Origin of the sequence: uncultured Paraglaciecola sp. (assembly GCF_913058035.1) — a bacterium.
In the GTDB taxonomy this organism is placed as follows: domain Bacteria; phylum Pseudomonadota; class Gammaproteobacteria; order Enterobacterales; family Alteromonadaceae; genus Paraglaciecola.
Genome location: NZ_CAJXPA010000139.1, coordinates 1 through 11,931, shown reverse-complemented (window position 1 = coordinate 11,931; position 11,931 = coordinate 1). Strand labels below are relative to the sequence as shown.

Here is an 11,931-nt window from a genome sequence, read left to right as displayed (position 1 = left end):
ACTGTGCACTGCTCGCTCGAGGCCATTGCTAGCTTGAGGCCATTGCTCGCTTGAGGCCATTTGTAAACTGAGTGTCAAAACTAGTCAGTGGCGCTTACCTCAATTGAACTGACCGCTTTTACTAAATTGTCATTCTGTTAAGCAACCTTCTTGCCCTAAATTTGAATTACTTGAACGTTTCGTTTGTTCGAACTGCCATCATTTACATCTAATCGACCCTAGGATAATTTTTGCACCATATAGATTAGACTTGCAGCATATAATTCACAAATATAGGGTTATAACAATAACGTTTATTTTATTTAAAACACTTTATTTAAAACATTTCGCAAACAAGACATTAGGTCGTCAATTACCCATAGTGTGACTAGAAATATTAAGAAATAAAACAGATACGCACCTTAAGGGTGCGTATAAACTAGTTTTCGACGATAAAACTCAATATAAGAATAAGACTTTACTCCGAAGGTTCGAGCTTATCTTGAGTCTTTGTCTCAAAATCGCTGGCATCATTTCGTTGGCGTAATTGGCCTTCAGGCTGGCCCCAACTGCGATTAACCATTTTACCGCGCTTCACAGCGTTCCTAGCATCAATCTGTTTGGCCCAGCGGAGTAAGTGTGTATATGACTCAACATCTAAAAACTCAGCTGCTTCATATAACTTACCCAGTACCATTGCGCCGTACCATGACCAGATGGCTATGTCGGCAATAGTATATTCATCACCACAGATATATTCTTTATCTGCTAATTGAATATTAAGAACATCAAGTTGACGTTTCACTTCCATCGCATAGCGATCAATTGGGTATTGATATTTTTCTGGCGCATAAGCGTAAAAGTGTCCGAATCCACCACCTAACATCGGCGCACTGCCCATTTGCCAAAATAACCATGACATACACTCTGCTTTTTTCGCAGTGTCACTAGGTAAAAAAGCATTAAATTTTTCTGCTAAATATAACAAAATCGCCCCCGACTCAAAAACACGGGTAGGCGGATTAGTGCTGTTGTCCATCAAAGCAGGAATTTTTGAATTAGGATTAATATCAACAAACTCACTACCAAATTGATCACCTTCCATAATATTAACGATAAAAGCATCATACTCAGCCCCGGTGATGCCAGCTGCCAATAATTCTTCTAACATCACAGTGACTTTTACACCATTGGGCGTCGCCAAAGAATGTAACTGCATGGGATGCTTCCCTTTTGGTAGCACATTATCATGGGTTGCACCCGCAATAGGTCGATTGATATTAGCAAATTTCCCGCCACTACCAGCGTCCCATTTCCATACTTTAGGGGGGACGTAAGTTGCATCTGTCATATTTATGTTTCCCGTTTAAGCAAAGTGAATAATTATCCTGTTCTTACAAGTAGTTATGGGGGTAGAACGTCAAACATAAACCATTCATAAAAAATGGACTACAAGAAATAAAAAAGGGCTTCAAAAATTTGAAGCCCTTTTTATAGAATGTGACTAACAACTATCGTTAGTATTCCCACCAAGATTGTTGCCACCATTCTAGAAACTCTTCGAAGTCGATGGAGCCGTCATTGTTCTTATCGATTAAGCCGAAGCCTTCTTGAACATGACTCGCTTTAGTTTTAGGCGATAGCACTGTTAACAAATCAATAAACTCTCTCAAGCCTATTGTGCCGCTGCCGTCAGCATCAAAGAAATCGAACTCTTTACGAGCTTCTGCAATTTTTTCTGGGGCTAATGCGTTTTCAGACATAGATTATTCAATCATTTATTTTAATAAGCCAATACTAACGCTTATCACGAGCCAGTGTCTATGTTCTATTGATAAAAGCGGACAAATGAGTAGTCGATTTTCAAGTCATTCAACCGTTACTTTTGCCCATAGCCGTTCGCTGCGCGCGCCGAGTAGCGGCCTTCTGTTGGCGCCTTAACTTAATCGTTTTCCGTGCCTCCAAACCAAGATGTTCCTCATCACGCTCTAAAGCTAAACTAACTTGTTTCTCGCGCTCTCTGAATCGTGAAAGTTGTTCCTCGCTATGCGCACCGTAGCATTTGGGACAACTGATACCCGCCTCATAGGCGTCACTTTTTTTGTCTTGTTCAGTGATAGGTAAACGGCACGCATAACATTGGTCGTAATGACTTTTCTCTAAATCATGATTGACTGCCACACGGTTATCAAACACAAAACAATCGCCTTCCCACAAGGTATCGTCTTTAGGTACATCTTCTAAATATTTAAGAATGCCACCTTCGAGGTGATATACCTCATCAAAACCTTGCTCTTTTAAATAGGCAGTTGATTTTTCACACCGAACGCCGCCGGTACAAAACATCGCTACTTTTTTGTTTTTATTTGGGTCTAAGTTGTTCTTCACAAACTTGGGAAACTCACGAAATGAGTCTGTATTTGGGTTGACCGCGTTCTTAAAAGTACCAATCTCGATTTCGTAGTCGTTGCGAGTGTCAATCAACAATACGTCGGGATCAGATATCAACCTATTCCAATCAGCAGGTTTGACGTAAGTACCCACTGTTCTTAACGGGTCTATACCCTCGACGCCCATAGTCACAATCTCTTTTTTGAGCTTTACCTTAGTACGATGAAAAGGTTGGGTTTCGTCTAGGGACTCTTTGACCGATATAGGATTTAATCGCTCATCAGCATTTAACCAACCTAACAAAACATCAATAGTTTGGCGCGTGCCAGAAACAGTACCATTAATGCCCTCTTCAGCTAAAAGTAGTGTACCTCTAATATTATTCAACTCCATAAACTGGAGTAAAGGTTCACGAAGTGCCGCAAAGTTTGACAGAGTGACAAACTTGTACAACGCACATACGACATATTTTGATGGTTCAGACATAACAATTACCTTGCGAGTTGGGCCGTAATCCCAGAGCAAAAAAAATTTGCAGGATACTAGCAGATTGATTGGTATAGCGCCAACGTTGAGAATATAAACATTACTAGAGATTTTGAGTAAAGGCGTTGGGATTTTAAAGTATGCGTTGCAATAACTAACATCCCGCAAGGCTTGCGTTTACGTTATTCAAACAACATTAGTTTTGTCTGGCATACTTCTTTAAATTGAAAGATCGACTATAAAGAAAAGGTAACCCACACATCGCTGCAACCACTATTTTGCATCATTGCAGCCCACTCTCAGGTCAATAAATCCGGAGTAAAACAAGCACAATTCAGTATGTTTGACAATTGTGCTATCTTCGTCGGTTAATAATGCGTTTGGGTGCCTAGATGATTTCTAGAAAATTCCAGCAAGCATAGTCAACGGGAAAAGAATTATGGTGCCAAAACCAGCTTTATCGAAACTTCCAATTAAGCTCGCTACGAGCGGTTTTTATCGCGGATTCAGTGTCGATGTAACCGTCGTCAGTAAAATTATTATTAGTGCACTTGTTGTTTGGGCTATCTTTTGGCCCGTCAAAGCAGGCAAAGTATTGGGTGATTGGAACACCCTTATTCTGGAAAATTTTGCAGCTTGGTATATATGGGTTGTCGCTCTTTTTGTGATTGTATGTATTGGCTTGGCGATGTGGCCAGCAGCGGGTCGGCTTAATCTGGGGCAACCGGGTGAAAAACCTGAGTTTTCAAATTTTTCATGGTTTTCAATGATGTTCAGTGCCGGAATTGGCGTTGGTATGCTGACATGGGCGGTTGCCGAACCCGTCACTCATTTCGCAAATAACCCTGAAGTCATTAAAGGACTCACCACAGGCAGTACAGCAGACAATGTACGAATGGCTTATAAGTGGTCGTTCCTACACTGGGGGTTGAGCGCATGGGCATGTTATGCAATTGCAGGCTTATCTATGGCGTTTTTTAGCTATCGCCGTGCACTACCATTAACTATTCGCTCATCTCTAACCCCTCTGTTTGGTAAATCACTGTCTGGCCCCCTGGGACACTTTATCGATATTGTAGCAGTTGTTGCGACCATTTTAGGTGTGGCACAGACACTGGGGTTTGGGGTGGAACAGTTTGTTGCAGGACTGACTCGTATAGGTATTAGCGGTTTAGTCAATACCGAAGGCGCTGCAACCACCTTTGGCATTATTGTGGCTATAGTCATAATCATGGGAGCATCAACTTTGTCGGCGCTATCAGGTGTAGGTAAAGGCATCAAGTGGTTATCTAACATCAACATGTTCTTGTCGATCATCCTACTGGGATTTTTTATTATCTTTGGCGCAACGTTTTTTGGTGGCTCTGCCATGTTACTCGGTATTTGGGATTACATCATTGCCTTACCTCAGATGAGTTTTAATGTCTGGACGACGGATGGTGTTGCAAATTCAGAGGAATTTTTACTGACACAGTGGCAAGGTTGGTGGCCAGTATTTTACTGGGCATGGTGGATTGCATTTGCACCGTTTGTAGGAATGTTCCTAGCGCGTATTTCACGTGGACGGACGATCCGTGAATTTGTGCTTGGTGCAATGTTTGTTCCTTCGCTGATGTGTTTTGTCTGGTTTGCTTGGGCTGGCGGAACAGCCATCGATCTGGAACTCAATGGTGGCGCCAATGGTGTAATCTTTGATGCAGCCAATGGTGATAAGATTTTTGCCATGACGGAGTTTATGCTTGCGCCAATCAGTGAATGGTTAGCATGGGGAGTGGCACTACTAATTGTTGTCCTGTTAATGACCTTCCTTATTACGTCGGCTGATTCGGCAGTGTTGATCGTAAACACTATCAATGCAGGTGGGGACGAAGGCCCTAAGGCTCGACCACATATCCTGTTCTGGGGTGTGGCACTTGGACTGGTGGTGGCAGGACTACTGATTTCAGGCGGTACTTCAGCCATTAAAATGGCCATGGTCATCGGCGCACTGCCGTTTTCCATCGTATTAGTCTTAATGAGTTTTTCACTGGTTATGGCTATCTACTTCGACGGTCACCGCGAGGCTGCTGGCGTTCAAACCACATTTGCTAGCAAAAAAAACACGACTACTGAATAGTTTGAGTTATCAATAAGTACCAAAGATACCCACTGTGAATACGGATCTAAATATTGGATTTAATCGCTATGGGTGTCTTGATAATGACTCTTCTTGATAACGACTCTTCTTGATAACGACAATTTTAAAATTCTGCTTCAAGCTTAAATGTCATGACCTGTTTACTAACAGGGTGTTTGATTTTTAAACTTTGCGCTTGCAGATGTAAGCGGTTTGCAAGCGTTCCATATAAGTCGTCACCCACTATGGGCATATTCAGCCCCTTAGCATGAGCACAATGTACTCTTAGTTGATGAGTACGCCCAGTTTGTGGTGTTAATAAAACTTTTGTTTGATTTTTTTCAGGGTGACGCTCTAATACTTGCCATTGCGTTATGGCTTGTTTGCCATATTGGTTACATACTATTTGCTTAGGTCTGTCATATAAGTCCCCTCTTAAAGGTAAATTTATCTCTCCTTCGTTTTGTTGTGGTAGACCTTCGACTAAAGCCACATATTGTTTGTGTACTTCTCGATGAATAAATTGTTTTTGCAAATATTTGTTAGCCTGGGGATTAAGTGCTATCACCATCAAACCTGAGGTGGACATGTCAAGTCGGTGCACAATAATTGGCCCAGTGGCGTCAGGAAATTGCTGTTTTATTCGCAGGTATACAGAATCAGATATTTCTTTACCCGGTACGGACAGAAACTCTGAGGGTTTGTTTACAACTAATATGTCTTGATCTCGATAAATAATATCGAGGTTTTTACCTTGTGCATAATTATAAAGAAATGGGTTTTCATCCATCTGCATACCGACCAACATATGTTTTAAAATAGGCTGACATTTACCTGTACAGGCAGGGTAATACTGCTGATGTTTTTTGACTTCTGATTTAGGTGAGGCACCCCACCAAAATTCAGCCATAGCCAGTGGCATTAAGTGATGCTGAAACGCGTATTGTAATAACTTGGGTGCAGCACATTCCCCTGCCCCAGCTGGAGGGGTTTTAAGCGCAGTTTCTGCAAAAATGTCCACTAAACTTTTAGGTACAAGCTTTTTATTTAAAAACTGGTATTGTGAAAATATTCTATTTTGTAAATCGGCCGAAAGAGTTTTTCGTTGTAATTTTAACTCTGCTATTGGCTTAGTCAACTGATCCATTTTTACCTGTCGTTGTCTTATTGATTGTTGCGACTGGTTATTTAACTCTTTTAACCGCCATTTATCATAAACACTTTGTTGCGCTAGCTCTTTTAGCTCTTTATCTGTGATGGAACTGTTTAAGTCATTCTGAAGTGTTTGTCGCTGTATTTTGCGGGCTTTACGGTTCTCTACTAGTTCGCCCCTTAGCACTAATAATTGTTGAGTATGATCTGCCTTTAATGTAATTAATTCTTGCTCTAAGAAGAATAGTTTTTGGTTGTCTTGTAACTCTTTTATTTTTTCATTGAGTTTATTAATAGCAACCTTTTCAGATAGAAAAAAACTGTCCTCAGTCAATAAATCAAATACTGGGGGTACAAAACCATGAATATGATTTTTCTCGGCTAACTTACCTGAAAAAGCGGATATAAAACCTAACTCTTCAGCTGTATTCTTTACCAGTAGCACCCCAAACATCTTACCAATGATATTATTGGGATCATCAAACAAACCAAAGTTGTGCTGCCACTGAGTTTGAGTCACAAGGTGTTTTTGTAATTGCTGCGCAGCTAATACACATAGAGGATGCGGTTGATAATAAAATGGAAAAGTAAAACGTTCAGGTAAGTGATGTTTTTCAATAGACGATGTAAAACGAGTAAAACATGGCTCTTTAATTTCTAAACCTCTTAATTCTGAAATTTCAACATATACACATGACGCTCAATGCTAAACGTTATTCACAAACACTACCAATATAATCAGAGCAAAGTAAGCCACCACTGCGCAGACATCAAAGTCATGTTCGTAGTTACAACGCATACTCATCAATTAATTGGAGTGATAAGAAATTGTTCTAATGAATTAACAATGACATATTAACTTAGCCATGATTGTATACTCAAATAAAATTACGGGTAAATTCAGGGCAAACTATGCACTTAGCACATATTGAAAAAACCTCGTTAGGCTTTTTTCCTACTCCTTTGGTTGAATTGTCGAAGTTAAGTCAATTTTTGGGTGGCCCAAAGATATTCATGAAAAGAGACGACCTAACAGGTCTAGCCTTAGGCGGAAATAAAACAAGAAAGCTCGAATACATAATGGCCGATGCGCTGAGACAAGGCTGTGATACAGTTATTACCGCTGGTGCTGCTCAGTCTAACCATTGCCGTCAAACTGCTGCAGCCGCCGCGATGCTAAATCTAGAGTGTCATTTGTTACTTGGCGGGGAAGCGCCAAATAAAGCACAAGGTAACTTATTATTAGATCAGATGTTTGCTTGTCACATTCATTGGACAGGAGCAAATCGAAAAGGGGAAGATATACCCCGCATATTTGAACAACTCAAAGCTAAGGGCAAAAAGCCCTATTTAGTGCCTTATGGTGGTTCTAATGAGCTAGGGGCCATCTCATTTATTGATGCTGTGGCTGAGTTGGAGCATCAAAAAAAAGGACGTGAGTTTTCACATGTGGTATTTGCTTCCAGTTCTGGTGGTACTCACGCAGGCTTAATTTTAGGTAAACAAATTTACAATAAAACGTTTGAATTAGTGGGTATCAATATAGACAAAGACACCAATATCGAGCTGCCATTTGAGCAACTCGTGACGCAGCTTGTTAATGCTTCTGCAAAAACCATAGGCCTTGATTATACCTTTTCGCAAGAGCAGCTCATTTTAAACTCAGATTATGTAGGTGGTGGCTACGGTATTGTTGGGCCACAAGAAAATGAAGCCATTGCATTAACGGCTAAGTTTGAAGGTATATTACTAGATCCTGTTTATACAGGAAGAGCCATGAGTGGGCTTATTCATCTTATTCGTTCAGGCAAGATAACAAAAAATGACGAAGTCCTTTTTTGGCATACAGGTGGAGCGCCTTCTTTGTTTGCCTATGCAGATGATTTAGACTTCTCTCAACCTGATAGCGTAAACTAAAATGACGCCAGTACCCTTAATGAACACAGATAGAGATGTAAAATGATCTTCAAACTTTTGTCGCCCTGTTCTTTGCTATAACATTATGTTTTTTGTTTAAATAATTGAGTTTAAAGGTACGTTTTGATGCAAGAAAAGTCTACGGGTCGTTTTTTGGGGTTAACACCCATACTATTATTTATGCTGTTAGTGATTGGCAGTGGCGTGTTGACACAAAACTTTTCGACCATGCCTATCTTAGTTGCTTTTGCAATATCGGCGGGGTTTGCATTATTACTCAACGACTCAAAAAAAAGATTATCTATAGCTGAGAAGATTGATATTTTTTGTCGAGGTGGTGGTGATAAAACGATTATTTTATTGGCGATAATTTTTTTACTAGCAGGGGCTTTTTATGCAGTTACAATCGATATTGGGGCGCGTGATGCCACAGTAAATTGGGCACTAAATTATGTGCCAACAGCCTACTTATTACCGGGTTTATTTATAATAACTAGCTTTATTGCCTTCGCTATGGGTACATCTATGGGCACAATCACCGCCATCACACCTATAGGCATTGGCCTAGCCGAAAGCCTCGGTGTGCCTGTTCCACTTGCAGTGGGTATAGTAATTGGTGGGGCAATGTTTGGTGATAACTTATCTTTCATTTCAGATACCACCATAGCCGCCACTCGTACCCAAGGAGTGCAGTTGAAAGAAAAATTTAAAGCTAACTTGATCATTGTTTTACCCGCTGCATTACTCACCGCTATATTACTTATATTTGTGGATATTGACGGCAGTGCTGTCATTACATCCGAGGATTATGATGCTTGGTTAATGTTGCCTTATCTTTTGATTATTGGCTGCGCATTACTCGGTGTTAACGTAATAAGTGTGTTGGGCGTAGGTATTGGTAGTGCTTGTGCGGTAGGTTTAACAAAGGGGTTGTTTACCTTGCCTTCTATGCTGCTAAGCATACAAAAAGGCATGGGATGGATGCAAGATATGGTCGCCATTGCATTAATGATCGGTGGCATAGTGGCTTTAATGAAAGCTTACGGTGGCATTCAATGGTTAGTGAACCAAATCACTACACGTATCTCCAGCAAAAAAGGTGCTGAATATGGTACCGCAGCATTAGTCAGTACATTAGATATAGCCACAGCAAACAATACCATTGCCATTGTATCGACGGGTCCTATTGCCAAGGACTTGGGCGAAAAATATGATTTAGATCCAAGGCGTACAGCAAGCTTACTAGATATTTTTTCTTGTGGGTTTCAAGGTTTAGTGCCCTATGGTGGCCAACTCTTAGCTGCGGCTAGTCTGGCTGGTTTATCACCTTTAGCATTAACCCCTTACTGCTGGTATCCGATGTTGATTTTAGTCTTTGGCGTTATCGCCATTGCCACCGGCCTACCAAAATTTAAAGACCAAGCAATAGACGACTTTAACTGATATCAGAAAAATCTACGCAGTAGCAAATACACACTAATTGATATTGTCGGGAACCTAAAAAGTGCTAGGCTGAAGCTTTTGTAACAAATCATACAACCCGGTTTCATCTACATTAACCACTTTTTCTGCGGTTTGTCGGATACGTGTTTGGGTATTGTGGCTACAGTTGGAAATAACATTTGCATCAATCGTATCTATCTTATTGCATAGAGATAAGGGTTCAGGGTGCATGGCTAACCACAGGTGAGCAGAATGTAATTGTCCATTATTGATAAGTTGACTAGTCTGTTGACAGGTTTGCCAATATTGATCGTTCGCGCTTAAAGGATTGCCGCGATAATGATTGAGATTGTGATTAATATCAGTGGTCTGATTTAACTCTTTAGATTCTTTTAGGTATGGCCGTTTGGTACAGTCTTGTTCAAGCATCGCGAGTATTAACGCAAATTTCGCTCCCTCACCCGCGGCACGGTTAATCGTGCCGTTTAATTCATGGTCACTTGATAATAATGCTTCACCAATAGCATTGAAATCAGGTTGATTTGTATTGACCGAATCGAGCAAGATGACTACCGCTGAAAAATAAACAGATACCTAGTTATCGCACCAACAACCCAAGACTTTAGCCTCAAATGTTCTAATGATGGGAACAGTGATGTCTAGTCACCAACTTATATGCCAGCTTACTCATAAAAAACAGAACAAGCGTAAAAAATATTTAACTACAAAGAACACGGAGTGTAGCGGGATAGGAGGATAGAAGGATAGAGGGATAGAGGGTGACGAAAAATTAATGAGGATGAGATAGCGTAGATATCATTTGTCACACTTTACGTTACCCCAGATAATTTGATGGGTATTGGGTACATTACCTGGGGCTATTACTGAATAAAAAACACGTCTAATTATTAGCCATCATTTACCTTTAGCATAATCCCTTAGCTATAGTGAGAAATGTTCTCACTTTTGCCCAAACAGCTTAGGGATCAAAACAGGGGTCTTTTTCTTGTAAGCGTGATAGTCAGGGCTGTCTGCCCATCGTTTATCGGCCTGCGTTTCTTGCAAGGAAATACCACTAATCTTTGTTAATAATAAAATGACAAACAACGGCGAAATAAGTGTGACTAGTTGCCATTGATACAAAGCTGGGTAAGCAATAATTGCAACACCTATCCATAACAAAATTTCACCAAAATAATTGGGATGCCGAGAACGAGCCCACAACCCAGTTTGAATAAATTCTTTTTGTGTATTTCTTTGCTGTCTGAACACCCGTTTTTGGTTGTCTGCCAACGCTTCAATTGAAAATCCAATCAACCAAAGCACTAAACCTAAGGTTCCAATCCAGCCAAAATCAACTTTTTGACTAGACGTAATGGCTGCGATGGCTGCACCTGCAGTAATGAGTACCCATAAACCTTGCACTGTCCATGCGATAGAAAACCGCCAAAAATTTAATTTTATATCATCAAATCGGCTATCAGAGCCTTGTTGACGCACTCTTAAAAATAAGAAACTGGCCAAACGTGTCGCCCAAATAGCAACTAGGCAGACCAAAATCACTGAACGTAAATCATGCTGTTCACTTTGAAAAAAAGCAAAGACAATGACTGCAAGGTAAGTAGCGCCGCCAGTTAAATCGTAAAAATGTTCTGTTTTGAATAGGTAAGCTGGGATCAAAGCAATCCACTGCGCAATAAATGCAATTAATGCGCAGCTGGCAAAAATAGTTAGCCCAGTCCCCAAACTGTCATTTAAAAACTGGCCACCGTCACTGCCTGCCCATACAGCGCCTATAGCAATAGCAAAAACTACGATATGAATAATGAGGGCACGAATAAAATGCATTAAGCTGTATATCCTTGATTTTTTTAGGGTTAAAAGTAATTTTTGATTTTATACCATTTCCATGCAAAAAAAGTTCTTTTGAAGAATCTATTTTGCCAGTAAAGCTATAAAAATAAATTCGATACAACTTGTTTTATGCTGATAAAAATAATCAACCTCCCAGTTAACCAAACCATTTTTTGCACTCAAATACTAAAATTAACAAGAAGAAATAATTCAACATACTATCAAACGTCAACACTATTTTTACTAATGACTTGTAAAGACGAATAATCTCTCACACCTGATGCAGCTCTGCATCATAATAAAATTATCCGACATGAATGTAAGTTGCTCACAATGAATCTATATCTGTTTTTTCCTGAAACAGTTAACGCCTAGGAAGCATAAATATGAAGGCTCTTAATTAAATGAATCAATCCTCTCCTACTGTTTAATTATTTGTGCGTGCCAATGCTTAAAAGTTATTAACTGAAGCCAGATGTCAAAAACTTATGGCAAAGAACGTGATCATTAATAGCTTGGATAATCTTGAAACAAAAAATTTTTATTGTGTTTGGAAGTGTGGGATACCTTTATATAAATAACAATATACGTTG

The 11,931-nt window shown here is 40.1% G+C and carries 9 protein-coding genes; 3 read left to right on the top strand and 6 right to left on the bottom strand.

Annotated features, from left to right (window positions below; genetic code table 11):
• Window positions 1-457 precede the first annotated feature (457 nt).
• From yghU to QZ562_RS15795, 3 genes are all read right to left on the bottom strand, one after another.
• Window positions 458-1,330, bottom strand: a complete 873-nt coding sequence (gene yghU / locus QZ562_RS15805) for a glutathione-dependent disulfide-bond oxidoreductase (protein ID WP_293762083.1) — start codon at window positions 1,328-1,330, stop codon at window positions 458-460.
• 166 nt (window positions 1,331-1,496) lie between these two features.
• Window positions 1,497-1,742 (bottom strand): EF-hand domain-containing protein, encoded by a 246-nt coding sequence (locus tag QZ562_RS15800; RefSeq protein WP_293762070.1) that lies wholly within the window; start codon window positions 1,740-1,742, stop codon window positions 1,497-1,499.
• Between the two features lie 109 nt (window positions 1,743-1,851).
• Window positions 1,852-2,856 carry a rhodanese-related sulfurtransferase gene (locus QZ562_RS15795; protein ID WP_293762066.1) on the bottom strand — a complete coding sequence of 335 codons (1,005 nt, stop codon included), beginning with the start codon at window positions 2,854-2,856 and terminating at the stop codon, window positions 1,852-1,854.
• A gap of 439 nt (window positions 2,857-3,295) precedes the next feature.
• Between QZ562_RS15795 and QZ562_RS15790 the strand changes: the two genes are divergently transcribed.
• Window positions 3,296-4,972: a BCCT family transporter gene (locus QZ562_RS15790; RefSeq protein ID WP_293762064.1), complete on the top strand. Its 1,677-nt coding sequence runs from the start codon at window positions 3,296-3,298 to the stop codon at window positions 4,970-4,972.
• A 124-nt stretch (window positions 4,973-5,096) separates the two neighbouring features.
• Here the strand turns inward: QZ562_RS15790 and QZ562_RS15785 are convergent, their stop codons facing one another.
• Window positions 5,097-6,803 carry an RluA family pseudouridine synthase gene (locus QZ562_RS15785; protein ID WP_293762088.1) on the bottom strand — a complete coding sequence of 569 codons (1,707 nt, stop codon included), beginning with the start codon at window positions 6,801-6,803 and terminating at the stop codon, window positions 5,097-5,099.
• Between the two features lie 233 nt (window positions 6,804-7,036).
• Here QZ562_RS15785 and QZ562_RS15780 point away from each other — a divergent pair, with 233 nt between their 5' ends.
• A complete protein-coding gene (locus QZ562_RS15780) occupies window positions 7,037-8,041 on the top strand; it encodes a D-cysteine desulfhydrase family protein (RefSeq protein ID WP_293762061.1) in 1,005 nt (334 codons plus the stop codon).
• A gap of 126 nt (window positions 8,042-8,167) precedes the next feature.
• Window positions 8,168-9,484, top strand: coding sequence for a Na+/H+ antiporter NhaC family protein (locus tag QZ562_RS15775; RefSeq protein WP_293762058.1), 1,317 nt, complete (start codon window positions 8,168-8,170; stop codon window positions 9,482-9,484).
• A gap of 54 nt (window positions 9,485-9,538) precedes the next feature.
• On the opposite strand, the gene QZ562_RS15770 is transcribed toward QZ562_RS15775, so the two are convergent.
• Window positions 9,539-10,048: a VC2046/SO_2500 family protein gene (locus QZ562_RS15770; RefSeq protein WP_293762056.1), complete on the bottom strand. Its 510-nt coding sequence runs from the start codon at window positions 10,046-10,048 to the stop codon at window positions 9,539-9,541.
• Between the two features lie 396 nt (window positions 10,049-10,444).
• Window positions 10,445-11,332, bottom strand: coding sequence for a DUF1295 domain-containing protein (locus tag QZ562_RS15765; protein WP_293762053.1), 888 nt, complete (start codon window positions 11,330-11,332; stop codon window positions 10,445-10,447).
• Window positions 11,333-11,931 lie beyond the last annotated feature (599 nt).

Excerpts from the sequence above, each read along its gene's own strand:
- yghU (WP_293762083.1), bottom strand. The coding sequence starts at position 1,330 with ATGACAGATGCAACTTACGTCCCCCCTAAAGTATGGAAATGGGACGCT.
- QZ562_RS15800 (WP_293762070.1), bottom strand. The coding sequence starts at position 1,742 with ATGTCTGAAAACGCATTAGCCCCAGAAAAAATTGCAGAAGCTCGTAAA.
- QZ562_RS15795 (WP_293762066.1), bottom strand. The coding sequence starts at position 2,856 with ATGTCTGAACCATCAAAATATGTCGTATGTGCGTTGTACAAGTTTGTC.
- QZ562_RS15790 (WP_293762064.1), top strand. The coding sequence starts at position 3,296 with ATGGTGCCAAAACCAGCTTTATCGAAACTTCCAATTAAGCTCGCTACG.
- QZ562_RS15780 (WP_293762061.1), top strand. The coding sequence starts at position 7,037 with ATGCACTTAGCACATATTGAAAAAACCTCGTTAGGCTTTTTTCCTACT.
- QZ562_RS15775 (WP_293762058.1), top strand. The coding sequence starts at position 8,168 with ATGCAAGAAAAGTCTACGGGTCGTTTTTTGGGGTTAACACCCATACTA.
- QZ562_RS15765 (WP_293762053.1), bottom strand. The coding sequence starts at position 11,332 with ATGCATTTTATTCGTGCCCTCATTATTCATATCGTAGTTTTTGCTATT.